Genomic DNA, 23,459 nt, shown 5'->3' on the forward strand with positions numbered 1-23,459 from the left:
GAAAATCAAATTTGGCGCGTTGCAGCGAGGCGGCTCTAGAACCGCGGAATGTCGGGAAACGCCAGCTTGCCGGCATGGACGTGCATGCGACCGAGCTCGGCGCAGCGGTGCAGGGTCGGAAACACCTTTCCGGGATTGAGCAGGCCCTGCGCGTCGAAGGCGCATTTCAGGCGCTGCTGCTGGTTGAGGTCGATCTCGCTGAACATCTCCGGCATCAGATCGCGCTTCTCGATGCCGACGCCGTGCTCGCCGGTGAGCACGCCGCCGAACTCGACGCAGGCGCGCAAGATGTCGGCGCCGAAGGCTTCGGCGCGCTCGATCTCGCCGGGCTTGTTGGCGTCATAGAGGATCAGCGGATGCAGATTGCCGTCGCCGGCATGGAACACGTTGGCGCAACCGAGCTGGTATTTTTCGGATAGCTCGCGGATGCGCGCCAGCGCCTTCGGCAGCGCACCGCGTGGGATGGTGCCGTCCATGCAGAGATAGTCCGGCGAGATGCGGCCGACGGCGGGGAACGCGGCTTTCCGGCCGGCCCAAAACAGATTGCGCTCGGCCTCCGAGGTCGATATCTGGCAGGTGGTCGAGCCGCAAGCGTTCGCAATCGTCTCGACCCGCGTGATCAGCTCATCGACCTCGATCTTGGGACCGTCGAGCTCGATGATGAGGAGGGCCTCGACATCGAGCGGATAGCCGGCATGGACGAAGGCTTCCGCGGCGTGGATCGCAGGCTTGTCCATCATCTCCATGCCGCCTGGAATGATGCCGGCGCCGATGATGCGCGCCACGCATTCGCCGGCCGCCTCGACTTGCGCGAATCCGACCATCAGCGCACGCGCCGTCTCCGGCTTTTGCAGGATGCGCACCGTGATCTCGGTGATGACACCGAGCAGGCCTTCCGAGCCGGTGATGACGCCCATGAGGTCGTAGCCGGAGTTCTCCGCCGATTTGCCGCCGATGCGCAGGATCTCGCCGCTCATCAGCACGATCTCGCAGCCGAGCACGTTGTTGGTGGTCATGCCGTATTTCAGGCAGTGCACGCCGCCGGAATTCTCCGCAACATTGCCGCCGATCGAGCAGGCGATCTGCGAGGACGGATCCGGCGCGTAGTAGAACCCGGCATGGGCGACGGCCTGGCTGATCGCGAGGTTGGTGACGCCGGGTTCGGTGACGACGGCGCGGTTGTCGAAATCGATCTCGCGGATGCGCTTGAACTTGCCGAGGCCCAGGAGCACGCCGTCTTCCAGCGGCAGCGCGCCGCCGGAGAGCGAGGTGCCCGAGCCGCGCGGCACCACCTTGATGCCTTGTCCGGCACAATATTTCAGGACGAGCGAAACCTGCTCGGTCGTGTCGGGCAGCACCACGACCATCGGCGGCTGCCGATAGGCCGTCAATCCGTCGGATTCATAGGCCCGCATCTCGGCAGGCGTATCGATCACGCCTTCGCCTGGGACGATTGCGCGCAATGCAGCCACGATCTCGGCGCGGCGCGCGAGCACGGCCTGGTCGCTCGCAGGCATCATGATGGCCATAACATTTCCTTCATGGCGTATCCTTCCGGCTGAGGCCGCACGATCGAATTGTCGCGGCAAATCAACCACGTCCGCGGTGGTTTGGGTAGGCCATCCGAAAGTCGGATCGACGATCTTGCGCGAGTTCGCTCTGGGACAAGTAGGAAATCGTGAAACCTGCCATGGTTTGGCGGCTTGTCCAATCCGGACAGGCCTGCCAAAACCGGCAGGTCCGACCATTGCCGATCAGGCATGCAACTGACCAGACCCCAGGGAAGAGACGAAGAGCACCCGATGACAAAACTGATTTTTGGCGCATTGACCATCCTCACCGCGATTGCCACCGCACCCGCCGCGATGGCGCAGGACGTCGCGGCCGGCAAGTCGTCGTTCAACAAATGCCTGGCCTGTCACGCGATCGGCGAAGGCGCCAAGAACAAGGTCGGCCCCGAGCTCAACGGCCTCGACGGCCGCAAGTCCGGCACCGCGCCGGACTACAATTATTCCGACGCCAACAAGAATTCCGGCATCACCTGGAACGAGGCGCTGTTCAAGGAATACATCAAGGACCCGAAGGCCAAGATCCCCGGCACCAAGATGGCGTTCGCCGGCATCAAGAACGAGAACGAGATCAACAATCTCTGGGCCTATGTGTCGCAGTTCGACAAGGACGGCAAGATCAAGCAGTAAGCGCGTAAGCGGCGGCCGCTAATCGGCGGCCGCCTGCGCCGGGACGATGTTTCCGATCATCGTCTCGATCTCCGTCTTGACGAGATCGGGCACCGCGTTCTGCACCATGTGGCCGAGATCAGGCAGCACGATCAGCTTGGCATTCTGCACGGTGGCAGCGAACGGGCGCGCGTGAATGTCGGTCTTCACCGTCTTGTCGGGTTCGCCGGCGATGATCGTGACTGGCGCCGATATCTCGCCGTAGCGGACGACCTGCACGGCGACCGCTTCCTTCAGCGTCACCAGATCATAGGCATTGGCGATGAACTCGCGCGGGCGCAGCAGCAGCGGCGTCGCGGAGTCCCGCACGAAACCATCCGGCATCATTTGCGGCAGGAAGACGTTGCGCGCGCCGGGCTCGCTCAGGAAATAGCCCAGCGGCAGGGTTATGGTGTAGGCGAGCAGCGGGCCGATCACGGGCGTTGCTATGATCTCGTTGTAGCGGCCGACGCCGCCGCGCCAGGGATGGGTGACGGGCGCGAGCATCACAAGGCCCGCGACGCGGCCAGGATGATCGAGCGCCAGCCGCGCGCCAAGCGCGCCGCTCCAGGAATGCACCACGAAGACCGCGCGATCGATCCCGAGTTTGCCGAGCGCCTCATCGATCATCCGCGCCTGCACCTCCGGGGTCGAATCCTGCCGCCGCGCCCGCGTGCTCCAGCCATGACCGGGACGGTCGATCAGGATGACGCGATGATCCCTGGCGAGGAGATCGCCGAGCGGCCGCCGCATCGCCTCGAGGTTGGAGCTCGCGCCGTGCAGCATCACGATCGGCAGGCCCGAATCGCGCGGGCCGATATCGACGAGGTGAAGCACGGCGCCATCGACCTCGATCATCCGGCCTTGCGGTGGAAAGGCGCGTTGCACGGCAAGGACGCCGGCCTGCGTGACCAGCGCCAGCACAACCAGCGCGGTCACGACTGACATCACGATCATGGATGGAATCCGGGCGATCCAGGGCACAGGGCAGTTACGTGGCTTGCGGGCGGCAGTTTCGCCCGGGGAGCCCCCGCGCTCCACTTGAAATACCGGGGCTGTGGATATGTGCATAATTCAAGCGGTAAAAACGCAACGAAATCAATGCTACTCCCCGCAGCACGCAAGCCTCGAAACAGCTTCATGCAGTCGTCATCGCGGCGTCCATATAATCGCCACGGTCGGTTCCGCCATTTAGACGCAGGTGGGCGCCGATCCTGCTCGCAACCCTCGGGGATGCGGGAAAGACCGGCAGGATTTATCCTGATTTGAACCGGAGAATTTCGATGAGCCTGAGATCCAAAGATACTGCGATCGACGAGATCGTGGCAAGCTGCCACGGCGACCTGCGCGGTGCTGTGCGCGCGCTGCTGCTGATCAACGAGCACCTCGAGACGGAGCTTGCAAAGGCCTACGCCGCAGCAGTCGATCGCGGCCTCGCCGAGCGCGAGGGCAGCGTTTTGCACTAGGTCGCTGTCGACCTAGTTCGTGCTGTCCTCGTCCTTTTCCTCGTCAGGCGTGGGTGCGGGACAGGCGCGGATGGTCGAACGGGCAAGCTTGGCGTCGGCCTTCGATTTGTAAGGACCGTCACCGAACCAGACGTCGCCGATGATCACGGGATTGCTGGTCACGATGTTGCATTTTCCGGTGGCGCGATTGCCGACCACCCAGAACAGTCCGTCGGCGAGGCTCGCCGTGCCCGACGCCAACAGCAATGTACCTGCAAAGATCAAACGCTTCATGGCTGTGCTCCCGCCATGAAGGTAGGCCTGCGGCGGTGCCACCCACACCCCTCGTGACGCAGCGCGTGTCATCGTGGTTAATCCGCCTGCGTTGCATTCGCTCGAGCAATGATCGACTTGTCCGCTAAATATCGCGGCCTTCGACCTTCTCGGTCAGCGCCTTGACCTGATCGGGGATCTTCTCGAGGTGCGGATTGACGGCGAGCGCCTTGCGGTAGGCCTCGAGTGCGCGCTTTTCGTCGCCGACCTCCTGCATGATCATGCCGAGGCCTGCGAGCGCGCCGAAATGGCGGGGCTCACGGATCAACACCTCGCGAATGTCGGCGAGCGAACGGCCATAATCGTTCTGCATGTAGTAGAGCGTCGCGCGACGATTCCAGGCCTCGATATAGTCGGGCCTGAGCTTGACGACCGAATCCAGCAGCTTGATCGCGACCTCGATCTTCTTTGCGTCGACCGCGGTCTTGGCCCGCGCCATCAGCAGCGCCGCGGTGTCGCTCGGGGTCTGGATCCAGATCGCCCAGATCCGCGCCTCGACGTGCTTGGCGCTGGCCTCGTCGGGCGCAGCTTTCAGCGCGCCGAACAGGAAATCGAGATTCTTGGTGCGGTCGACCTTGGGCAGCTTGGCCGGCGCTTCCGGAAGTTTCTTCTGCTTGCCGGGTGGGGTCGGTGGATCAATCTGCTGCGCCAGCGCCGGAGCGAGTCCGGCGGCTCCCAGCACAAGAGCCAGACACAGGGTGCGCGCGACGAAGAATCTCACTGCCATGGCCGAAGTCTAAACGCGCAAAGCCGCCCTTGCAAAGCAGGGGCGGCGTCAAACTCGTGTGAGACCGTGGTCTTGCGGGGCGCTCGCGAGCGTCCGGCAGGGCGAAATCAGCCCTGACGTGCCTTGAAGCGGCGCTGCACTTTGTTGATCACATAGACCCGGCCCTTGCGGCGGACCAGGCGGTTGGCGCGATGGCGACCGCGCAGCGATTTCAGCGAGTTACGGACCTTCATGGCAGAATCCTGAACGTTCGAAAGGCCGTGTTCGGCACTACCGTTTCGGCACGCGCGAATGAGGCAAAATGAGATTTTCCCGCTGGCGGACCGACCGCCCGGGACGGGGCGGTTCTTAAGGCATGGGAGGACCGGATGTCAATGTTAACTGGCCCGATCCCACCCAGCAAATTCAGGAAAACAACCCCATGCAAAGTAGAAGCGGCCGGATCGGCCCAATCAGCATCTCGGGCGACGCCTGTCCCACGACGCCTTGTCCCACAATGCCTTGCCAAATTCGTTATATCATATAATCAATTCGACAACCCGTCGGGAGGAAACCCATGCCGAAGCTGAAGCTGCCCAATATCGACGACGTCGTCGCCATCGATATCCACACCCACGCCGAGGAGCCCTGCGGCACCCATCCCGACGACGGCTATGACGATTTCCAGGCGCAGATGGCCGACTATTTCAAGTCGCCGCACAAGCATCCGCCGACCGTGCCGGAGACTGCCGCCTACTATCGATCCAAGAACATCGCCGCGGTGATCTTTCCGGTCGACGCCGAGCGCGAGACCGGCTTCCGCCGCTACAAGAACGAGGAGATGCTGGAGATCGCCTCCGACCATCTCGACGTTCTCATCCCCTTCGTCTCGATCGACCCGCACAAGGGCAAGCTCGGGGTGCGCGAGGCGCGCAAGCTGATCGAGGAATACGGCGTTCGCGGCTTCAAATTCCACCCGACCATGCAGGGCTTCTACGCCAACGACCGCATGGCCTATCCGCTCTATGAAGAGATCAACAATGGCGGCGCGATCGCGCTGTTCCACACCGGCCAGACCGGCGTCGGCTCGGGCATGCCCGGCGGCATGGGCATGCGGCTGAAATATTCCAACCCGATGTACATGGACGACGTCGCGGCCGATTTCCCCGACCTCAAGATCATCCTCGCGCATCCCTCTTTCCCCTGGCAGGAGGAAGCACTGTCGGTCGCGACCCATAAGCCCAACGTTTACATCGACCTCTCGGGCTGGTCGCCGAAATATTTCCCGCCGATCCTGGTGCGCTACATCAACTCGATCCTGCAGGACAAGATGCTGTTCGGCTCGGACTGGCCGGTGATCACGCCGGACCGTTGGCTGTCGGATTTCGCCAAGATCGACATCCGCGATGAGATCCGGCCGAAGGTGCTGAAGGCGAACGCAAGGAAGCTGCTGGGGATCTAGGGGCGCACTCGTCAGCGCATTGAGGGCTTCGACGCTGCTATCGAAGCCCTCATGCTCAGGTCCTCAAGGCTTAAGACTCAAGGCCGATGCTCGCGCCGCGCAGGTCCAGCACCCAGCTGCGGCCCAAGTTGCGGATGGCGGCCTTGGCGCGGTGAATCCGATGGCGGCGTCGCGCGCGATCAGTTCACGCTTGCGAGGAAGCCGGCCAGGATTGTCCGGCTTTCGCTGAGCGTCTCGATACGTTCGTCGATCAGGCCGACCTGCTGAGTGAGTATTTTTCGCAGCTCGTTGCACGGCGTGAAAGCCGGATCGTTGTTCCTTACGCAGGGGAGCAACCGCTTGATGGTTTCGAGCGTCATCCCCGCGCCGCCGAGCATCTTGATGCGCCGTACGGTTTCCTCTTCGGCCGTGCCATAGTCGCGATAGCCGGAGTTCGTCCGCAGCGGCGCAAGCAGTCCTTCGCCTTCGTAGTAGCGCAGCATTCGGACGCTGACCCCCGTCCGTCGGGAGAGTTCGCCGATTTTCATCTGAAGCCTCTTGACCCTCACAGCGCTGTCAGACCTTACAGACTTCGCTCGTCCAAGTGAATGCCACTTGTGAAGGGAGCAACGATGAAAGCCTACCATTTGAATGGCCATGCTGGTGCTGGCCGCCTTGCGTGCGTCGACGTCGGCAAACCCGAACCCGCCAATGGCGAGGTCCGCATTCGGGTCGAAGCGGCAAGTCTGAATTACCGCGACCTCCTGGTCCTCGACCGTGGAGGCCAAGGCGAGCTCAACGGACGCGTTCCACTCTCCGACGGTGCGGGTGTCGTTGACGCCATCGGCGCCGGCGTCGCGCAATGGCGGCTCGGGGACCGCGTCGCTGCATCGTTCTTCCGCGATTGGATCTCGGGGCCGTTCAAGTCCAGCTATATTCCGTTATCCCTCGGTGGCAACACGATGGACGGAATGCTGGCTGAGTATGTCGTGCTGCCGGCGACCGCGCTGGTCTCGGTGCCGGCGCATCTGTCCGCGGTGGAGGCAGCGACCCTGCCCTGCGCCGGCGTCACGGCTTTTCATGGCCTCATCGCACGCGGCGGGATGCGCAAAGGCGACACGCTGCTGGTCCAGGGAACAGGCGGCGTCGCGCTGTTCGGGCTTCAATTCGCAGCGGCGCTGGGCGCGCGCGCGATCGTGATATCATCCTCGGACGAAAAACTCGCCCGCGCCAAGGCGCTGGGCGGTTCGATCCTCATCAACTACCGCGACACGCCGGACTGGGATGTCGCCCTGATGAAGGCGACGAATGGCGCCGGCGCCAGTCATATCCTCGAACTCGGCGGTCCCGGCACCTATGACCGATCGCTGCGATCGGTCGCTTCGGGTGGCAAGATCGTTCAGATTGGGGTTTTGACGGGGTTCGGTCCCAAGCCCGACCTCGCACGCCTGCAGTGGGAGAATGCCGACATCATCGGTGTCACCGTCGGATCGGCCGAACACTTTGTCGCGATGAATCGCTTCCTGACCGAGCATGCGATCCACCCGATCGTCGATCGGGTCTACGACTTCGACGAGGTTCCCGAAGCATATGCGCACCTGCGGACCGGCTCACATTTCGGCAAGGTCGTGATCAGGCTTTAGAAACCAGAGGCCCAAGTCGCGATTGCCTCTTGGACCGATTTCGCTGCGCCTTGTATAGTCCGTGGACCGCAACGATCCCGGGGGACAGGTGAATTGAGTCTCAAAGCCGTTGTCTTCGACGCCTACGGAACGCTTTACGATATCCAATCGGTCGCGGAGATCACCGAGGATGCGTTTCCCGGCTACGGTGAGATCATCACGCAGATCTGGCGGATCAAGCAGCTCGAATACACCTGGCTGCGCTCGCTGATGCGGCGCTACCAGGACTTTGCAGCCATCACGCGCGACTCGCTCGCCTATACGTTGCGCGTGCTCGGGCTCGCTTACGAGAACGAGGCATTCGAGCGCGTGATCGAGAAGTACCTGCATCTCGATCTCTATCCGGATGCGACGGCAGCGCTCACGGCTCTGAAACCGCGAAAACTCGCCATCCTCTCCAACGGCAGTCCGGACATGCTGAATGCGCTCGTGCGCAACTCCGGTCTCGACGCCCTGCTCGATGCCACGATCAGCGTCGACGCGAAGAAGATCTTCAAGCCGAGCGCGGAGGCCTATGAGCTGATCGGCGAGGTGCTCGGCACCGCGCCGGACGAGGTGCTGTTCGTCTCCTCCAATCCCTGGGATGTCGCGGGCGCGAAAGCATTCGGGCTGAACGTTGCCTGGATCGAACGGGTGACGCCGGAAGCGATGGCCCTGGCTTGCGTCGAGAACGAACTCGTGGCACCGCTGACGATGTTCAAGGCGATCCGCACCCAAATGGACGAGCTCGGCTTTGCGCCGGATCATCGCGTCCGGGCGCTCTCGGAGCTGCCAAGGATTGTTTAGGCATCGCCGCCCGCCCATAAGTCTGGAATGAGCCGATCTGAATGAGCCTTCAATCCGTTCGCGATTTTTTCGCTGAAAAAGCCCCCGACATATCAGTCATCGAATCCCCGATCAGCTCCGCGACCGTGCCGTTGGCCGCCGAGGCTTATGGCGTCGAGCCCGGACGCATCGCCAAGACGCTGTCGTTACGGATCGGCGAGCGCGTGATCCTGATCGTCGCGGCCGGCACCTCGCGCATGGACAACAAGAAGGTGAAGGCGGCGTTCGGCGGCAAGCCGAAGATGCTGGGGCTGGAAGAGGTCGCGGAGGTCACCGGCCACGAGGTCGGCGGCGTCTGCCCGTTCGGACTGAAGGCGCCGCTGCCGGTCTATTGCGACATCTCGCTGAAAGCGTTCGACGTGGTGGTGCCGGCTGCCGGCTCGACCCATAGCGCGGTACGGATCACGCCGGAGCGGATGGCCGAGCTGACCGCGGCGGAATGGGTCGATGTCTGCGAGACCAGATCCGAAGCGCGCTAATCATCCTCGTCGTAAGGCCGGGGCTGGGTCGCCGGAGGCGGCGGCGCAGCATTGTATCGTGGCGCCGGCGCGGCGCGATTGCCCGGAACCTGCTGCTGCGGCGGCATCTGGTTGTTGGACTGGAACACCGCGCGACAACCGCTGGAGAGCTGGGGCGTATTCTGCCGCAAGCAGGCCGTAATGCGGCTCACATCAGGGATCTGGTCGCTGCACAGCCGCCATACATCCGGCGTGCAGGCCATCTGCTGCTCCATGGTTCCGCGATACTCTTCAGCGGATGCAACGCCCTGCGCGGCGATGCCGCCGATCGCAAGCGCCACACCCAGCGCAATCCGCTCTGTTCGCATGTCCGATTCCTTCGCGAGTCTCTCGAATTCTGCTGAATCAATGAGACGCGGGGAGGTTCTGGACCAACAAAAAATTGTGAAAACGGGCCAGGAACCTATTCGACCTTGCCGATCTTCTTCACCGCCGCAATCAGCCGCGCGCTGTCGACCGCCACGAACTGGGCAAACGCCGGCGCGTCCTGATAGGCAACGAGACTGCCCGACGTTTCGAAGGCCTTGAGCACGTCGGGGCTCGTCATCACCTGCGCCATTGCCTCGCGCAGGCGAGTCGCGATCGGGGCAGGAAGTGCATTCTGGGCAAAGAGTCCGGCCCAGATGTACATCTCGACGTCCTTGTAGCCGAGCTCCTGGAAGGTCGGCACATCGGGGAAGCTTGCGATGCGCTTGGCGCCGCAATTGCCGAGCACGCGCAGCTTGCCGTCCTCCACTTGCGGCTTCAGCGTTCCCGGTGCGGCGGCGATCGCCTGCACGGTGCCGCCGAGCAGCGCGGTGAGTGCCGGTCCGGCGCCGCGAAACGGCACATGGAGCAGCTTGATGTCGGCGCTGCTCGCAAACATCTCCATCGCCACATGCAACGTGCCGTAAGGCCCCGACGAGCCATAGGTGATCTGGCCGGGACGCTTCCTGGCATCCTCGACAAAATCCTGCGCGGTCTTCCACGGCGCCGAGGCCGGTACCGCGAGCAGCGTGGGATCGGCCAGCACCCGCGCGATCGGCATGAACTGCGAGAGCTCGTAGGCGACCGGACGGTCGAACAGCCGGTCGGCCTCGGGCAGCACCGCGAGCGAGGACAGCGTCATCAGCAGCGTGTAGCCGTCAGGCTCGGCGCGCGCCGCCGCGGCGTTGCCAACGGATCCACCGCCACCGCCGGCGCGGTTGTCGACGATGACCGCCTTGCCGAGGATTCGCTCCAGCGCCTGTGCGACGGGGCGCGCCGCGAGATCCGCCTGGCCGCCGGCTGGAAACGGCACGATCATGGTGACGTTGCGAGTGGGATAGGCTTGCGCGAAAGCCGCGCTCGACAACACAGGCAACAACGGCAATGCGGCAGCGGCGCGCAGGACATCGCGGCGATCCATGGCAGATTTCCCCCTGTTTTCTTGTTTCGCTGCCAGCCTAGCGTGACCCTCCGCAAGAACAAGCCGCGCGGCGGGATTAACGAAGCATTATCCATGTTCCGCCCGGTCAGGAACGTCCCCTGGACCCTCCCGTTGCCTCCCAGGGAGTGGAGCGATGAATAGACTTCAGACCATTGACGTGGCGCTGGACGAGATGCTGGTGAATCTCGCCGCTATCGTGTTGCGGCTTTCAAAGCCTGACGTGACACGAACGCCGGAAGCGCAACGCGCATTGGCGCAATCCGTGCATCAATACGCGGTGTGTGCGGCACGCTCGAGCGATCCGCGCGTGCACGAATTGAAGACACAGCTGGAGGGGACGTTGCGGCCGGCCTTGCGCGTGGTCGCGATCGACGGCGTGAAGGTATCGTAGTCGAAGATTGGTGGGCACGCTTCGCTTTGCCCACCCTACGATAGCTGTGCGACGAGGTGCCGTAGGGTGGGCAAAGGCGCGCTCTTCGCGCGCCGTGCCCACCATCATTCGCCGAATTGCCCGGCAACGTCCCGCATATCCCCTCCCCAATCCACGGGAAGGGTGCCTTGATCAACATAGCGGTGGAAGCTGCTGAACGACCAATCGCGCACACGCGTGACGAGGCCATGCTTCACGGGATTGAAGTGTATGTAATCAACGTGCCGCTCCAAGTCAGCATCGTCGCGAATTGAGTGCTCCCAGAAGCGGCGCTGCCAGATGCCCTTCTCGCGCTTCCTCGACTTACTGATTGAACGCTCGCCGGCCTCCAGCCGCCGCGAAAACCCACCCTTGATCAGATTCCATCGCGACGAAAAGTCGGCGTCATCCTAAGGCAACGCCCAGATCGCATGGAGGTGGTCAGGCAAGATACAAATCGCGACGGTCTCGAACGGCCGGCGTTGCACGACCGTTCGGTAAATCTGGCGTAGGCGATCAACCTGGTCGACGAGTAGCGTACTTGACCGATCAGCTAGCACGACGGTGAAGAAGAACATGTTGCCTTGCGCTCGGCGGTACTGAGGCACTTGCGATTCCTCGCGTGAATTGGTGGGCACGCTTCGCTTTGCCCACCCTACGGCACCTACGCTGTTCGCTCGCTCTTCTTCACCCGCCGTTTGCACGTACCCGGCAGTTTCGCTGCGAGAAAATCGCCGAGCGCCTCGACGCGTGCGGGGCGCGGGCCGCCGGGTGGCGTCACCAGATGCACGGCGCCTTCGACCTGCTTCCAGTCCTTCAGGATCACTTCGACCTCGCCGGAGGAGATGGCGTCGCCGACGATGAATTCTGGAAGGTCGGCGATGCCGAGGCCGGCGATCAGCGCCGGCATCACCGCGTCGCCGTTGTTGGCACGGAGCTGTCCGCCCGGACGCACGCTGGCCTGCTCGCCGGCCGCATTGGTGTAGTGCCAGACGTTCGGCGTCGAGAGATAGGCGTAGCTGAAGCATTTGTGCGCGGCCAGATGCATCGGATGCGTCGGTCGTCCCTCGCGCTTCAGATAGGACGGCGCGGCCACAGTGAAACGCGGCATGGTGAAGAGGCGCCGCGCGATCAACGAGGAATCCGGCAGCCGCGCGATCCGCACAGCCATGTCAAAGCCCTCGCCGATCAAATCGATGGTCGCATCGCTCAGATGCAGGTCTACCGAGACTTCGGGATAGGTTTCGAAGAACTCCGGCAGCAGCGGCGCCACCGCCTTGATCCCGAATGTCATGGGCACGGCGAGCCGCACCAGGCCGCGCGGCGCGACCGACTGCGCCAGCGCCTCGTTCTCCGCGGCTTCGCCATCGGACAGCAGGCGCGTCGCACGCTCGGCGAGCTTATGGCCAGCATCGGTCAGCGCGAGCCGGCGTGAGGTGCGGTTGAACAGCCGGGCGCCGAGCCGCTCTTCGAGGCGCGTGACCGCCTTGGACACCGTCGCCTTGGACATCGCGAGCTCGCTCGCGGCCCCCGCAAACGACCGTAATTCCACGACTTTTGCGAAAATCGCGAGTGCCTCGAAATCGGGAAGTTTGGCCATGGCGGGTCCGATCGGGATGTTTTTGGAAACAATACGTTTCAACAGTTTCTATTTATATACCACAGGCGGAGGCTTATCCAGGGGTCATCAGACATTCAGGGCTGGAGAAATCCAATGACCAAGAAGCTCTCAGGCAAGGTTGCCCTCGTCACCGGCGGCTCGCGCGGTATCGGCGCGGCCTCTGCCCGCGCACTCGCCGATGAAGGCGCTGATGTCGCCATCAGCTACGTTGCCTCTCCCGAAAAGGCGGAAGCGGTCGTCACCGAGTTGAAGGCCCGGGGCGTCAAGGCCCGCGCCTTCAAGGCCGACCAGGCCTCGGCCAAGGACGTGACGCAGCTCGTCAACGCCGTCGCGAAGGAGTTCGGCCATCTCGACATCCTCGTCAACAATGCCGGCGTCGCGAGCGGCGGCGCGATCGACGATGCCAATGCCGACACCGAAGCGCTCGCCCGCCAGGACGCGGTCAACGTGCATGGCGTGATCGCGGCGATCCGCGCCGCTTCGCAATTGATGGGCGAGGGCGGCCGCATCGTCACCGTCGGTTCGATGCTTGCCGACCGCGCCTCGTTCCCGGGCCTTGCGGACTACGTCGCCACCAAGGCGGCCGTGGTCGGTTACACCAAGGGCGCAGCCCGCGACCTCGGCCCGCGCGGCATCACCGTGAACGTGGTGCAGCCCGGCTCGATCGACACCGACATGAATCCGAAGGACGGCGGCGAGTTCGCCGAGACCCAGCGCAAGCAGCACGCGCTGCAGCGCTTCGGCCGTCCCGAGGAAGTCGCCGCCGGAATCGTCTTCCTCGCAAGCCCGGAAGCCTCCTTCGTCACCGGCGCGGTGCTCAACGTCGACGGCGGTTTCGGCGCCTGATCAAGGCGCCACCCGCCAAAACAAGGAATTACGCAGATGATCGAACTCAGACCTTTCGCAAAGCTCGGCGGCGCCGATCACGGCTGGCTCAACGCCAAGCATCATTTCTCCTTCGCAAGCCATTATGACCCCGACAACATGGGTCACGGCGCCTTGCGGGTGTGGAACGACGACGAGATCGCGCCGAACACCGGCTTTCCAGCCCATCCCCACGCCAACATGGAAATCATCACCTATGTGCGCGAGGGCGCGATCACCCACCAGGACAGCCTCGGCAACGAGGGACGCACCGAAGCGGGCGACGTGCAGGTGATGAGCGCCGGCAGCGGCATCCGCCACTCCGAGTACAATCTCGAGCCGACCAAGACACGCATCTTCCAGATCTGGATCGAGCCGACCGCGCGCGGGGGGCAGCCGACCTGGGGCTCGAAGCCGTTTCCGAAAGGAGACCGCTCCGGCAAGCTCGTCACCATCGCGAGCGGCTTCGAGCAAGACACCGACGCGTTGCCGATCCGCGCCGATGCGCGGGTGCTCGCCACCACGCTGAAGGCAGGCGAGAGCGCGGAGTACGTGCCGCACAAGTCGCGGCACCTCTATCTCGTGCCCGCGGCGGGGTCGGTCGAGATCAACGGCGTGCGCGTCAACGCCCGCGACGGCGCCGCGATCCGCGACGAAGACAGGCTGAAGATCACGGCTCTGGAAGATTCCGAGATCGTGCTCGTCGACGCGGCTTAGCAACGCATTCGTCATGCCGGCTTGTCCCGGCATGACGCTCCCGACACCCACCATCAAATCTGCATCCAACGGAGATCATCATGACCAAAGTTCTCGTCCTCTATTATTCCGCCTATGGCCACATCGAAGCGATGGCCAATGCCGTCGCCGAGGGCGCGCGTGAAGCCGGCGCCACCGTCGACATCAAGCGCGTGCCCGAGCTGGTGCCGGCCGAGGTCGCGAAAGCCTCCTATTACAAGGTCGACCAGACCGCCCCCGTCGCGACGATCGAGGACCTCGCCAATTACGATGCGATCATCGTCGGCACCGGCACCCGCTTCGGCCGCATGGCCTCGCAGATGGCGAACTTCCTCGACCAGGCCGGTGGTCTCTGGGCCAAGGGCGCGCTGCACGGCAAGGTCGGCGGCGCCTTCACGGCGACCGCGACCCAGCATGGCGGCCAGGAGACGACGCTGTTCTCGATCATCACCAACCTCTTGCATTTCGGCATGGTCGTGGTCGGCCTGAACTACGGCTTTGCCGGCCAGATGAAGCTCGACGAGGTCACCGGCGGCGCGCCCTATGGCGCCACCACGATCACCGGCGGCGACGGCAGCCGGCAGCCCAGCGCCAACGAGCTCGCCGGCGCACGCTATCAGGGCCGCCAGATCGCGGAGACGGCCAGGAAGCTGCACGGCTGAGCGCGGTTAAGCTTTACGCCTGAACCACTGCATGGCAGGTGCGATCTGGGCGGCATTCTCTTCGGGGGATGCCGCCCCATCTCTGTGGTCAGGATATTTCACCAAAAGCGATACGAATGGCTTTCGAACTCTTGTTGATCGCGCAGATGATCCGCAGGCCCGCTCAGGCGCTGGCGCGGCGATGGTATTGCCGAAGCCTGTTCCGCGCCTCGCGCGGCCGCTTTCATTGTGCCGGCTGCACGAAGGCGTGACCGGCTAGGCCTGCGTGATGTCCGCGTTGGGCTTGATGGGCGCAGTCGCGACAGGCGCCGGTGCCGTCGAGAGCCACCAGCCGTCACCGCCGAACCAGCACGTCTCGTCGGGAGCGCCCTCTCTCCGCAACGACTGCACGCCCTCCCATCCCCTTGCGAACGCCTCCGCCAGTCGCCGGGCAGCATCCGCATCCTGCAATCCCGCGCAGCCGATGAATTGGGCACGCCCGAGGAATTTGACGGGCCAGGCTGCACCCTCGTCCGGGCGCGTGATCATCAGCATGCCGCCGAGCATGCCTTCAGGCGCGAGCGGAAACACCAGCCGCCCACCGGGCAGCAAGGCATCGAGCCATTCGGCAGCCGGCTGCGCCGCACCCGCGCAGACATAGATCACGTCGGCTCTGGGCAGATCGGACGCGATGCCCGAACGATCCCACACATCCACATGGTCGATGTCCTTCAGATTCTCGCGCGCGAGCCCTGCCAGACGTTCGTCGATCTCGTAGGCATGGACGCGGCCGCCGGGGCCGACGAGATGCGCGAGGATCGCGGTGTAGTAGCCGCTCCCCGCGCCGATCTGGATCACGATCTCGCCTTGCTTCACCGCGCAACCGCTGAGCCAATAGGCGTGCGCGCCGGGCATCCCGATATTGAGACCCCGCGCGCTGTCGAGCGCGAGCAGCGTGTTCTGGTAGAGGAAGGCGGGATCATCGTCGGGCGTCACGACATAGGGGTGTCCGCCAACCGAGATCGACCACGGCCCGGGTCCGGCGAACGGCTCGCGCCTGACGGTGCGATAGGCTTCCTCGATACGGGGGTCTGTGGCCCTCGCCGCGGCGCAGATCAACTGCGCATAGAATGCGCGATATTTTGCCGAACGATCTTTCATGTCGCCTCCGGGAAACAGGCGACGATAACACAACGATTGCGATAATCGCGTGACCCTGCAATCCAGGGCAGCGCGTCAGCGCGCGCTCTTGCCCATCGCCTGCGCCGCAAAGGCGGCAAGCCTGGGGTGACGGCGCAGGCCCTGCGCGACATGGTCACGCCACGCGAAGGGCATGCCGCGCCAGGACAGCGCGACGCTGACATCAGTCAGCGGCACCGGCTCGGCGCCGAAGCGGCGCTTGTAGTCCTGGTTGCCGATGCTGAGGTCGAAACGGCGCACGCCGTCCGCATGCAGCGCCGCCATGGTGCGCTCGGTCACGAGCAGCCCCGGCGAGCAGTTCGACCAGGAATCGCCGGCGTGGCTGATGCGCAGCAGGAAATAGGTCGCACCAGACCTGACGCCGAGCGTGGTGGCAACGACGGCCTCGTCGCAGACCAGCGCCGAAATGACGGCGTAACCGTCCGCAGCACCCTGGCGGGCGACCTCGCGATAGAACTGCGCATGGGTTTCGTCGTTGAGGACAAAGCGCGAGCCGAGCTTTCGCATGCGCGCCTGCTGCTGGGCATCCATCACGTCCAGCAGCTCGCGCGCACGCGCGACATCGGTGGCGATCTCGAATCGCGCGCCGGCGTGACGGCTGAAGACGCGCCAGCAGCGTGGCATCTGCATGCGCTTGATCGAGGCCTGGTAATCTTCATAGTCGTCGCCGGTCAGCACGAGGTTGCCGTTGAGCGAGCAGGATCCGATCCGGCCGAGCGACACCAGCGGGTTCGGGTTGCTGCCAATCTGGGCCGGCATCTTCTTCAGGCGCAGCAAATCGAAGCGGTCCGGCAATGCGCGCAATGCGTCGATCAACGCCTTGCCGATCGCATCCGCCGCCGCCGCCGCGTCCAGCGCGGCATCGAGCGCCAGAATCGGCGCGTTGTTGTCGGAGACGCCGAGATCGGCGAATTCGACGATGCGGATGCCGCGCCTGAGATGGCTGATCATCGGCACCATTGCGATGTCCTTGCCGGTCGTGGCATCGGAGATCAATGCAATCAGCGGCGAGAGATCGTGGAACGCCTCGTACCAGGCGCTAAGCCAATAGCCATGCTGGAATGCAGTGCGATGGCCAGCGTTCAGGCGCGATGCGGCCTGCTTCCAGTCACGCACGAAATCGACCGCGATTCCCGACGTGCTGGACACAAGACCATCTGGTTGCTCGACGCTGAGGATCGTCATCCGCGGGACATACGATTACTGGGTGTTTCCAGATAGATTATGTTTTGTCGCGGCCACAAGTGACCTCTGCTTATCGTTAAGCCGATGCCACTGCGGCAGCACCGGCTGCGACAAGTCGTCCGGTTCCGTTTCCGCGACGCATTGGAACCTGGCCAGGAAGTGCAGGCCGGTCACGGCAACGGCGAACATGAACCAGATCGGATTCTGCCGGTCGAGCAGGAAGGTCTCGGTGGCCCCGTAGTACAGGCCGAACAGCCACACGGTCAGGAACAGCTTTGCCAACGCACCGCTGCGGTTGTGAGTTCGGGCGGCCTGAAAATTGCCGAGCGGCGCGAGCACGAAGACGAGGATCACCAGCAACAGCCCCGGCATGCCGATGGTGACCGCGAGGTCGAGATAGCTGTTGTGACTGTGCGCGGCGCTCGTCGCCCATTCGGCGCCCTGGACGGTCTGCCGCGCGGTCACGTCGTCCCAGAACGCGGCGTAGCCGTGACCGATGATCGGCTTCTCGGCGACAGCTGCGAGCGCGAATTCCCAGATGGCGGAGCGCCCGGTGAAGGTGGGATCGAGCGGAAGCAGCCGCGTCATCGCACCGAGCGCCGGGCTCAGGACGCTGCCGACCGTCAGCAGGTTCATCACGATCAGCGGCACGAAGCAGATCATCCGCTTCAGCCACAGGCTCGGGGTGACGCAGACCAGCGAGGCGAGCGCGTAGATCGCAAGACACAGCACCGACGACGTCTTGCCGCCGGTAAAGATCAGGAAGATTCCGGCCAGCGCGGCGACGGCCGGGCCCATCACGAACGAGCCGACGCCGGACAGATAAATGCCGACATAGATCAGGATGGTCATCACCGGCGAAGCGATGTTCTTGTGACCAAAGCTGCCGCGCCAGTCGCCGGCCAACTGCGGCTCGGTGACGTCGAGTGCGGTGTGCATCGAGTATTGCGGCGCCAGGAAGACGCCGAGATAGCAGAGGGTAAGCAATACGAGCGCGGCGCCGCCGAGACACAGGTTGAAGCTGCGCTGCGTCGGCGGCAGCAACGGCAACAGCACCGCGAGCGACATCACGCTGGCTGCGAGCACGAAGCGCTGCATCGAGACTCCGCGATTCTCGGAGAAGACGATGTTGATCAACAGCCATCCGACCAGGCAGAGATGCAGCGGCGTCACCAGCGTCTTCAGCGCGGGCGCATCCGTTGCGGCGACCAACAGTACCGCGACCGCCGCCAGCAAGCCCCAGGAGACATAAGTGAGCGCCATCCGTCCGCCGACGACGGTGGTGACATCCTCGTTGCGCAGGTCAGGAAACGGATCGAGCGTCACCAGCACCAGGAGCAGGGCTGCGACTGCGACGAGGCAGCGCGCCGCCCGCACGGCGTCGATCCCCGCAAGCCCATCGCGCAGGACGTGGCCTAACGATCGGGCCTCGACGTCGGTCATTTCAGTGGCGCTGCGATCCATGGCTCGAGAGTAGTGGTGAAGCCGGGGGAAGCTCCAAGAGTTAGCCGATCCCTGTTAAGCATCCGTCAACCAGTGGGCCCTGCGGCACCGCGTGCGGCCGCACGATGCTCCGCGCGATTTCGTAATATTGAAGCGCGCGCTGTTCCAGCGTGAGGTTGTCGAGCACGAAGCCGCGCGGATCGAACGTATCGGCGGCGCACCCGGCCCAGAAATCATCCCAGCCCGCCTCGAACCCGGCGATGTCGACGAACTTGGCGCCGCAACGATCGTCCCAGTACGGCACCGACGAGACCGGGGCGAACTGGACGCGATGCGGATAATAATCGGGGTCCCGCCAGGGGCCGCCGGGATCCCAGGCGAGCACCGGGACGCCGCAAGACAATGCCTGCTGATAGGCGATGCCCTGGCTCTCGTTCTGGCAGAGGAAGATCATCGCACGCGATCGCGCGAGCGCGGCCCGATAGTCCTCTTCCTTGTAGCTGCCGTAACGCAGCTCGGTGAACGAGCGGCCTTCCCTCGTGAGCCGGGCGCGGACGGGTTCGATCAGCTCCGCCGCGTAGCGATCGCGGTCCCAATGCACCTTGTCGTAGATCAGGACGTCGACACTCTTTTGCGAGGTCGGCGACGGTGCCCAGAGATCCGTGTCGATGCCGATCGGCCAAGCCTCCGTGTCGGGCCAATGCGGCCGATACATGTCGGCGTACCACGGGCCGGGCACCACGACCTTCTTGACCGGCAGGCGCTTGAACAGGTCGGGATCGTCGAGCGGATGATTGTGGGCGGCAACGCCGAGCAGGATCGGATTTTTCCAGGCGAATTTGTCGAGCAGGAAGGTGCGGCCGATGATGCAGGCGAGTTCGCCCGGATGCCGCGCGATGTAGCCATAGTCGTTGACGCGATAGCGGATACCGAGCCGATCGAGCCCCGCACAGAGATTGAGGAACACGCGGAGCTGCCCGCTCATGCGCGGCTCGCCGAGCAGCATGCGACGCGCCACGCGCCGCAGATGCCGGTCGCCGGGAAACCAGCGATCGTCCTTGTCCTCGTAGAACAGGTTGAGGACCATATCGTCCGGATCGTAGTCGAATGTCTTTGCGGGCACTGGGGTCCATCCGCGGCGGTCTGGCGCACATTCTCGCATGGGACCGGCTGTCGCACTCTTCCAAATTTGCCACAGGCTTAATGCCGGCGGCTTAACGCTAATTGACGAAACCAACACTGCGGCAGCCTTCGTGGCGACGCTTTTTTCCCAATGCGAGTATCATTCGCGACGGCCAAGGTTGCGATCGATCGCATTACCAACTCGCAGAAGCGCCCTGGTTAACAGACCGTTAAAGGCGAGCCGTATCTTGATCAGCGCGGAAGAAATTCTCGAATTACCGGCGACATCGCGCGTCGCTCCGGCGGCGCGCCTCCCGCTGCAGGTCGGCTCAACCACATCGGTGTCCGTCGTCATTCCCGCCAAGAATGTTGCGGCCTATGTCGGCGAAACCCTCGCCAGCGCACTGGCGCAGGCCGAGGTCAACGAAGTGATCGTCGTGGACGACGGCTCGACCGACGACACCACCGCCATCGTCCGCGCCATTCGTGACCCGCGACTGCGCCTGATGATCAACGGCGCAGCCGGCGTATCGGCTGCGCGTAATCTCGGCGCACAGCATGCGAGCAGCCAATGGCTGCTCTTCCTCGATGCCGACGATCGCCTACGACCCGGCGCGGTCGCGGCCCTGCTGGCCGCTGCGCGTGCCGCGCCGCGAGCGGTTCTTGTCTACGGCGACTACAACACGATCGACAGCGAGGGACGGCAGATCGGCCGCCGGGATCTGCTGAAAGGACGCCGCAAACCGTCCGGCGACGTGCTGGCGCGGCTCGCGGCCGGAAACTTCATCGTCAATGGCGGCATTGCGCTGGCACGTGCAGAGGCCTTCCGCGCTATCGGCGGCTTCGACGTCTCGCTCAGATATTGCGAAGACTGGCACTGCTGGTGCCGCCTTGCCGCGATCGGCGAATTCGAATTTGCGCCAAACCTTCTGCTCGACTACCGCCTGCACACGGCCAACACCATGAACGCGGCGGTGCGGACGCCACAGGATTTCTTTCCGGCGATCGCACGAATATTCGACGACGGGTTGATCATGGCGCGACTGCCCGCGGGCATGGCAGCCGGGCTGCGCCAGGCCGCCGAGGTTCATCTCGTCACGTATTCGGCGATGCAAGCGGTCCGCTTCGGCAGATATCGCCAGGCCTTCGCCTATCTCGGGATGGTCGGGCGCCGCTCGCTCAAATCGCTGCCGCGTTCCGCGGTTAGGGTCGCCCTCGCCTGCTTCGGTATTTAGACCGCGACCTCGGCGTCAGGACGCGATCTTCGAGGCCTTATAGGGTTTCGGCTCGATGCCGAACGCGGCGAGCGCCGAGCCGAGCGCGACCATCACGGGATGCATCGCGAAGAAGGCTTTCGACGATTTCAGCAGAGCGGCCGCGCGCACCAGCGACAACGGCAACCTCCCGAGCATCTGCGCAAACACCCACACTCGCGCCGCGGCGCCCTGCGCGGCCTTGGACTGCACACGATAATTGATCGCGCCGATGCGCAGGCCTCGCTTCACGATCCAGCCGAAACTGGTGCGGCTTTGCGGCACCGTCTCGGTGATGACTGCCTCCGCCGTCCAGTGGAACGTCATGCCGGCATTGCGGCAGCGCACGAAGAAATCGCAGTCGCCGCCCCCGAGGAAATTGAAGCGCGGGTCGAAGGCCGGACGGGCGAACCTCTCGAACGCCGCACGCGTGATCAGGCAATTGCCGCAGCCGTAGATCACGGGCACAGCGCCGCTGTAATCATAGGCGGGGCAGAAAACGGGGTGGCGCGAAAGCCAGGGCATGCTGCGATCCTCGAAGACCGGCAGCACCGGCCCGCCGACCAGATCGGCGCCGGTCGCCTCCGCGGTGCGAACCATCAGCTCGAGCCAATCGGGCGAGGCGATCTCGTCGTCGTCGATCATCAGGAACCGGATCGCGGCGGGAAACAGCGCCAGCGCCGTCTCGAACGCGGCGTTGATCGCCTGGACGTTGCCTTGCCGTTTCTCAACCAGGCAGACACCCTGGAGCCTGCCATCGGCGAGATATTCCGCGGCCACCGGCGCGCTTTCACGCCGGACCGTATCGTTCTCGACCATGACGACGGCGAAGGAGCGCGGGGTGCGCTGACTGACGAGCGAGTCCAGCGTCGACCGCAGATGCTGCGGGCGGCGGAAGCAGGGAATGCAGACGACGATCCCAACCGACAGGTCGATAATCCGGGAGCTGGACGCGATCTCCCGGTCGGGATCGCGCACGGCATCCGAGATACGCGTGGCGGACAGGTCTGTCGGGATCAATGTCATGACGTTCTAGATGTCCGAGATAGATTGAAAAAGCCCTGCTTCGATCCGGGGATCAGCGCCGTCCCGCGACGGCACATCGCCGCGGGACAGGCACGTCCCAAAATGAACGGCCGGTTTGAGCCTCGCGACGGCGCCACGCCGCCGATTTTCCGCCATCCATGCACTTAACTGATTTCGGGTGTTTCTGCTGCGAAGCCTTGCGCGCGTGATACTGCAATTCGCGGTCCACCGTGCCGACGGTGGCTGGCGTGGACGATACCGTAGTTAATGCACATGCTCATTAACCCGATCGTAAGTACCGCGACGGGTGAAGCGTCGCGGTATCGGATTTGCTCTACGGGCACACGAGATTTTTCCTGTAAATTTAAGTCGAACAAGCGCGGTCAGAAAATATGAACAAGCCAGCCACGATCGATTTCGCGACAGCCACGACGGTCCAAATTCCCGCGGCCATTGCACACACTCAGGCGCTGCACGATCTCGTCCCCGGTGAAGCCCGCGACAGCCTGCTCGCCGTCCACGACGTACTGCGCCGCGGACTGCCGCAGGGCCAGCTCGCCACCTACGAAGCCGGAGGCGGCTCGTGCAGCGTCCTGCCACCGGAATTGCTGAGCCGCAGCAAGGTCACCGTCGTCGATATCGACGAGGACCAGGTCCGCAACAACAGCTACGCGGACGAAGCGATCCTCGGCGATGTCCAGACCTACCGCTTCGGGCGCGAGACCTTCGATCTGGTGATCTGCTACAACGTGATCGAACATCTTCCCAACGTCGACGCCGCACTCCTGAATTTCCGAGATGCGCTCAAGCGCGGCGGGATGATCCTGATCGGCGCGCCCAATCCGCGCTCGTTGTCCGGGGTCGTCACCAAATACTCGCCGCACTGGTTCCACGTCTGGTTCTACCGGCACATTCGAGGCATCAAGGATGCCGGCTTGCCGGGCGAGCCGCCGTTCCCGACCTTCTTCCATCCCCTGGTGTCGCTACCGAGGCTCGAAGCGTTCGCCGCCGCCAATGGCCTCGAGATGATCTACCGCCGTGAGGTCGAGAGCCCGCGCTATCCCGAGATGCGCCGGCGCAAGCCGCTGTTCGCAGCCCTGGTCGACGCCGGCGCCGCCGTGCTCAACGCCATGCTCCCGCGCGGGACCGACGTCCGCCGCGGCGATTATCACGTCATCCTGCGGAAAAGCTGACGGCCATGGTGCGCGCGCAGCCGATCGCAAGACCAGCGAAGCCTCGCGGCCACGATGCACGCGGTAACGAACCGTTAATCTCTGAAGGACCGCGCCATCGCATGCGTCACGGCGACGCGTCGAAGAGTGGCATGCGCTTAAACGCTTTTTTTGCCATTTCGGTGAATAGTCCCTCAATGAGTATGGTTAATTT

At 63.9% G+C, this 23,459-nt stretch carries 26 protein-coding genes and 1 pseudogene; 12 read left to right on the forward strand and 15 right to left on the reverse strand.

Annotation, left to right across the window (positions count from 1 at the left end):
• Positions 1 to 35: 35 nt before the first annotated feature.
• Positions 36 to 1,529, reverse strand: a complete 1,494-nt coding sequence (locus AC0L3A_RS02875; protein ID WP_007596965.1) for an FAD-linked oxidase C-terminal domain-containing protein — start codon at positions 1,527 to 1,529, stop codon at positions 36 to 38.
• A 273-nt stretch (positions 1,530 to 1,802) separates the two neighbouring features.
• On the opposite strand from AC0L3A_RS02875, the gene cycA reads away from it, so the two are divergent.
• Entirely contained in the window at positions 1,803 to 2,198 is a 396-nt protein-coding gene (gene cycA, locus AC0L3A_RS02880; RefSeq protein ID WP_354201635.1) for a cytochrome c-550 CycA, read from the forward strand.
• Positions 2,199 to 2,216: 18 nt separating this feature from the next.
• Here the strand turns inward: cycA and AC0L3A_RS02885 are convergent, their stop codons facing one another.
• On the reverse strand, positions 2,217 to 3,173 hold the full coding sequence (locus AC0L3A_RS02885; protein ID WP_354128666.1) for an alpha/beta fold hydrolase: 957 nt from the start codon (positions 3,171 to 3,173) through the stop codon (positions 2,217 to 2,219).
• Between the two features lie 326 nt (positions 3,174 to 3,499).
• On the opposite strand from AC0L3A_RS02885, the gene AC0L3A_RS02890 reads away from it, so the two are divergent.
• Positions 3,500 to 3,682 carry a hypothetical protein gene (locus AC0L3A_RS02890; protein ID WP_007596968.1) on the forward strand — a complete coding sequence of 61 codons (183 nt, stop codon included), beginning with the start codon at positions 3,500 to 3,502 and terminating at the stop codon, positions 3,680 to 3,682.
• Positions 3,683 to 3,694: 12 nt separating this feature from the next.
• Here AC0L3A_RS02890 and AC0L3A_RS02895 read toward each other — a convergent pair whose 3' ends face one another.
• The 3 genes from AC0L3A_RS02895 to ykgO all read right to left on the reverse strand — a co-directional run bounded on the left by AC0L3A_RS02895 (position 3,695) and on the right by ykgO (position 4,954).
• A complete protein-coding gene (locus AC0L3A_RS02895) occupies positions 3,695 to 3,955 on the reverse strand; it encodes a hypothetical protein (RefSeq protein WP_007596971.1) in 261 nt (86 codons plus the stop codon).
• A gap of 124 nt (positions 3,956 to 4,079) precedes the next feature.
• The gene (locus AC0L3A_RS02900) at positions 4,080 to 4,721 is read right to left on the reverse strand and encodes a tetratricopeptide repeat protein (protein WP_007596972.1); all 642 of its coding nucleotides are present in this window, start codon (positions 4,719 to 4,721) and stop codon (positions 4,080 to 4,082) included.
• Positions 4,722 to 4,828: 107 nt separating this feature from the next.
• The gene (gene ykgO / locus AC0L3A_RS02905; RefSeq protein WP_006611362.1) at positions 4,829 to 4,954 is read right to left on the reverse strand and encodes a type B 50S ribosomal protein L36; all 126 of its coding nucleotides are present in this window, start codon (positions 4,952 to 4,954) and stop codon (positions 4,829 to 4,831) included.
• A gap of 323 nt (positions 4,955 to 5,277) precedes the next feature.
• On the opposite strand from ykgO, the gene AC0L3A_RS02910 reads away from it, so the two are divergent.
• On the forward strand, positions 5,278 to 6,162 hold the full coding sequence (locus AC0L3A_RS02910; protein ID WP_007596981.1) for a 4-hydroxyphenyl-beta-ketoacyl-CoA hydrolase: 885 nt from the start codon (positions 5,278 to 5,280) through the stop codon (positions 6,160 to 6,162).
• Positions 6,163 to 6,341: 179 nt separating this feature from the next.
• On the opposite strand, the gene AC0L3A_RS02915 is transcribed toward AC0L3A_RS02910, so the two are convergent.
• Positions 6,342 to 6,689 carry a MerR family transcriptional regulator gene (locus AC0L3A_RS02915; protein ID WP_219685374.1) on the reverse strand — a complete coding sequence of 116 codons (348 nt, stop codon included), beginning with the start codon at positions 6,687 to 6,689 and terminating at the stop codon, positions 6,342 to 6,344.
• Positions 6,690 to 6,773: 84 nt separating this feature from the next.
• Here AC0L3A_RS02915 and AC0L3A_RS02920 point away from each other — a divergent pair, with 84 nt between their 5' ends.
• The 3 genes from AC0L3A_RS02920 to AC0L3A_RS02930 all read left to right on the forward strand — a co-directional run bounded on the left by AC0L3A_RS02920 (position 6,774) and on the right by AC0L3A_RS02930 (position 9,127).
• A complete protein-coding gene (locus tag AC0L3A_RS02920; protein ID WP_473253567.1) occupies positions 6,774 to 7,784 on the forward strand; it encodes a zinc-dependent alcohol dehydrogenase family protein in 1,011 nt (336 codons plus the stop codon).
• Between the two features lie 93 nt (positions 7,785 to 7,877).
• A complete protein-coding gene (locus tag AC0L3A_RS02925) occupies positions 7,878 to 8,609 on the forward strand; it encodes a haloacid dehalogenase type II (protein ID WP_219685375.1) in 732 nt (243 codons plus the stop codon).
• Positions 8,610 to 8,650: 41 nt separating this feature from the next.
• Positions 8,651 to 9,127 (forward strand): YbaK/EbsC family protein, encoded by a 477-nt coding sequence (locus tag AC0L3A_RS02930; protein WP_007596986.1) that lies wholly within the window; start codon positions 8,651 to 8,653, stop codon positions 9,125 to 9,127.
• Here AC0L3A_RS02930 and AC0L3A_RS02935 read toward each other — a convergent pair.
• A complete protein-coding gene (locus AC0L3A_RS02935) occupies positions 9,124 to 9,474 on the reverse strand; it encodes a hypothetical protein (RefSeq protein ID WP_007596988.1) in 351 nt (116 codons plus the stop codon). The genes AC0L3A_RS02930 and AC0L3A_RS02935 overlap by 4 nt on opposite strands.
• Before the next feature lie 95 nt (positions 9,475 to 9,569).
• On the reverse strand, positions 9,570 to 10,553 hold the full coding sequence (locus AC0L3A_RS02940; RefSeq protein ID WP_473253568.1) for a tripartite tricarboxylate transporter substrate binding protein: 984 nt from the start codon (positions 10,551 to 10,553) through the stop codon (positions 9,570 to 9,572).
• Between the two features lie 154 nt (positions 10,554 to 10,707).
• On the opposite strand from AC0L3A_RS02940, the gene AC0L3A_RS02945 reads away from it, so the two are divergent.
• Positions 10,708 to 10,965, forward strand: a complete 258-nt coding sequence (locus AC0L3A_RS02945; protein WP_007596992.1) for a hypothetical protein — start codon at positions 10,708 to 10,710, stop codon at positions 10,963 to 10,965.
• Between the two features lie 104 nt (positions 10,966 to 11,069).
• Here the strand turns inward: AC0L3A_RS02945 and AC0L3A_RS02950 are convergent.
• Both AC0L3A_RS02950 and AC0L3A_RS02955 read right to left on the reverse strand, forming a co-directional pair.
• Positions 11,070 to 11,591 (reverse strand): annotated as a pseudogene (locus AC0L3A_RS02950) (REP-associated tyrosine transposase).
• Positions 11,592 to 11,647: 56 nt separating this feature from the next.
• The gene (locus AC0L3A_RS02955; RefSeq protein ID WP_007596993.1) at positions 11,648 to 12,583 is read right to left on the reverse strand and encodes a LysR family transcriptional regulator; all 936 of its coding nucleotides are present in this window, start codon (positions 12,581 to 12,583) and stop codon (positions 11,648 to 11,650) included.
• Between the two features lie 114 nt (positions 12,584 to 12,697).
• Between AC0L3A_RS02955 and AC0L3A_RS02960 the strand changes: the two genes are divergently transcribed.
• From AC0L3A_RS02960 to wrbA, 3 genes are all read left to right on the forward strand, one after another.
• Positions 12,698 to 13,450 carry an SDR family NAD(P)-dependent oxidoreductase gene (locus tag AC0L3A_RS02960; protein ID WP_473253569.1) on the forward strand — a complete coding sequence of 251 codons (753 nt, stop codon included), beginning with the start codon at positions 12,698 to 12,700 and terminating at the stop codon, positions 13,448 to 13,450.
• A 36-nt stretch (positions 13,451 to 13,486) separates the two neighbouring features.
• Positions 13,487 to 14,185 carry a pirin family protein gene (locus AC0L3A_RS02965; RefSeq protein ID WP_473253570.1) on the forward strand — a complete coding sequence of 233 codons (699 nt, stop codon included), beginning with the start codon at positions 13,487 to 13,489 and terminating at the stop codon, positions 14,183 to 14,185.
• Between the two features lie 80 nt (positions 14,186 to 14,265).
• On the forward strand, positions 14,266 to 14,865 hold the full coding sequence (gene wrbA / locus AC0L3A_RS02970) for an NAD(P)H:quinone oxidoreductase (protein WP_473253571.1): 600 nt from the start codon (positions 14,266 to 14,268) through the stop codon (positions 14,863 to 14,865).
• 255 nt (positions 14,866 to 15,120) lie between these two features.
• On the opposite strand, the gene AC0L3A_RS02975 is transcribed toward wrbA, so the two are convergent.
• The 4 genes from AC0L3A_RS02975 to AC0L3A_RS02990 form a co-directional block, all read right to left on the reverse strand.
• Positions 15,121 to 16,005, reverse strand: coding sequence for a protein-L-isoaspartate O-methyltransferase family protein (locus AC0L3A_RS02975; protein ID WP_473253572.1), 885 nt, complete (start codon positions 16,003 to 16,005; stop codon positions 15,121 to 15,123).
• A gap of 75 nt (positions 16,006 to 16,080) precedes the next feature.
• Entirely contained in the window at positions 16,081 to 17,229 is a 1,149-nt protein-coding gene (locus tag AC0L3A_RS02980) for a GNAT family N-acetyltransferase (RefSeq protein ID WP_473253573.1), read from the reverse strand.
• 15 nt (positions 17,230 to 17,244) lie between these two features.
• Positions 17,245 to 18,693, reverse strand: coding sequence for an O-antigen ligase family protein (locus AC0L3A_RS02985; RefSeq protein WP_473253574.1), 1,449 nt, complete (start codon positions 18,691 to 18,693; stop codon positions 17,245 to 17,247).
• Between the two features lie 40 nt (positions 18,694 to 18,733).
• Entirely contained in the window at positions 18,734 to 19,795 is a 1,062-nt protein-coding gene (locus AC0L3A_RS02990; protein ID WP_473253575.1) for a glycosyltransferase, read from the reverse strand.
• A 247-nt stretch (positions 19,796 to 20,042) separates the two neighbouring features.
• On the opposite strand from AC0L3A_RS02990, the gene AC0L3A_RS02995 reads away from it, so the two are divergent.
• Complete coding sequence (locus AC0L3A_RS02995) at positions 20,043 to 21,029, forward strand: glycosyltransferase (RefSeq protein WP_473253576.1); 987 nt, start codon at positions 20,043 to 20,045, stop codon at positions 21,027 to 21,029.
• A gap of 15 nt (positions 21,030 to 21,044) precedes the next feature.
• Here AC0L3A_RS02995 and AC0L3A_RS03000 read toward each other — a convergent pair whose 3' ends face one another.
• The gene (locus AC0L3A_RS03000) at positions 21,045 to 22,073 is read right to left on the reverse strand and encodes a glycosyltransferase family 2 protein (RefSeq protein ID WP_473253577.1); all 1,029 of its coding nucleotides are present in this window, start codon (positions 22,071 to 22,073) and stop codon (positions 21,045 to 21,047) included.
• A 392-nt stretch (positions 22,074 to 22,465) separates the two neighbouring features.
• Here AC0L3A_RS03000 and AC0L3A_RS03005 point away from each other — a divergent pair, with 392 nt between their 5' ends.
• The gene (locus tag AC0L3A_RS03005; protein ID WP_473253578.1) at positions 22,466 to 23,266 is read left to right on the forward strand and encodes a class I SAM-dependent methyltransferase; all 801 of its coding nucleotides are present in this window, start codon (positions 22,466 to 22,468) and stop codon (positions 23,264 to 23,266) included.
• The last annotated feature ends 193 nt before the right edge of the window (positions 23,267 to 23,459 follow it).

The organism is Bradyrhizobium sp. MI1.3 (genome assembly GCF_055811695.1).

Coding starts and splice junctions, on each gene's coding strand:
- AC0L3A_RS02875 (WP_007596965.1), bottom strand. CDS start 1,529: ATGGCCATCATGATGCCTGCGAGCGACCAGGCCGTGCTCGCGCGCCGC.
- cycA (WP_354201635.1), top strand. CDS start 1,803: ATGACAAAACTGATTTTTGGCGCATTGACCATCCTCACCGCGATTGCC.
- AC0L3A_RS02885 (WP_354128666.1), bottom strand. CDS start 3,173: ATGATCGTGATGTCAGTCGTGACCGCGCTGGTTGTGCTGGCGCTGGTC.
- AC0L3A_RS02890 (WP_007596968.1), top strand. CDS start 3,500: ATGAGCCTGAGATCCAAAGATACTGCGATCGACGAGATCGTGGCAAGC.
- AC0L3A_RS02895 (WP_007596971.1), bottom strand. CDS start 3,955: ATGAAGCGTTTGATCTTTGCAGGTACATTGCTGTTGGCGTCGGGCACG.
- AC0L3A_RS02900 (WP_007596972.1), bottom strand. CDS start 4,721: ATGGCAGTGAGATTCTTCGTCGCGCGCACCCTGTGTCTGGCTCTTGTG.
- ykgO (WP_006611362.1), bottom strand. CDS start 4,954: ATGAAGGTCCGTAACTCGCTGAAATCGCTGCGCGGTCGCCATCGCGCC.
- AC0L3A_RS02910 (WP_007596981.1), top strand. CDS start 5,278: ATGCCGAAGCTGAAGCTGCCCAATATCGACGACGTCGTCGCCATCGAT.
- AC0L3A_RS02915 (WP_219685374.1), bottom strand. CDS start 6,689: ATGAAAATCGGCGAACTCTCCCGACGGACGGGGGTCAGCGTCCGAATG.
- AC0L3A_RS02920 (WP_473253567.1), top strand. CDS start 6,774: ATGAAAGCCTACCATTTGAATGGCCATGCTGGTGCTGGCCGCCTTGCG.
- AC0L3A_RS02930 (WP_007596986.1), top strand. CDS start 8,651: ATGAGCCTTCAATCCGTTCGCGATTTTTTCGCTGAAAAAGCCCCCGAC.
- AC0L3A_RS02935 (WP_007596988.1), bottom strand. CDS start 9,474: ATGCGAACAGAGCGGATTGCGCTGGGTGTGGCGCTTGCGATCGGCGGC.
- AC0L3A_RS02940 (WP_473253568.1), bottom strand. CDS start 10,553: ATGGATCGCCGCGATGTCCTGCGCGCCGCTGCCGCATTGCCGTTGTTG.
- AC0L3A_RS02945 (WP_007596992.1), top strand. CDS start 10,708: ATGAATAGACTTCAGACCATTGACGTGGCGCTGGACGAGATGCTGGTG.
- AC0L3A_RS02955 (WP_007596993.1), bottom strand. CDS start 12,583: ATGGCCAAACTTCCCGATTTCGAGGCACTCGCGATTTTCGCAAAAGTC.
- AC0L3A_RS02960 (WP_473253569.1), top strand. CDS start 12,698: ATGACCAAGAAGCTCTCAGGCAAGGTTGCCCTCGTCACCGGCGGCTCG.
- AC0L3A_RS02965 (WP_473253570.1), top strand. CDS start 13,487: ATGATCGAACTCAGACCTTTCGCAAAGCTCGGCGGCGCCGATCACGGC.
- wrbA (WP_473253571.1), top strand. CDS start 14,266: ATGACCAAAGTTCTCGTCCTCTATTATTCCGCCTATGGCCACATCGAA.
- AC0L3A_RS02975 (WP_473253572.1), bottom strand. CDS start 16,005: ATGAAAGATCGTTCGGCAAAATATCGCGCATTCTATGCGCAGTTGATC.
- AC0L3A_RS02980 (WP_473253573.1), bottom strand. CDS start 17,229: ATGACGATCCTCAGCGTCGAGCAACCAGATGGTCTTGTGTCCAGCACG.
- AC0L3A_RS02985 (WP_473253574.1), bottom strand. CDS start 18,693: ATGGATCGCAGCGCCACTGAAATGACCGACGTCGAGGCCCGATCGTTA.
- AC0L3A_RS03000 (WP_473253577.1), bottom strand. CDS start 22,073: ATGACATTGATCCCGACAGACCTGTCCGCCACGCGTATCTCGGATGCC.
- AC0L3A_RS03005 (WP_473253578.1), top strand. CDS start 22,466: ATGAACAAGCCAGCCACGATCGATTTCGCGACAGCCACGACGGTCCAA.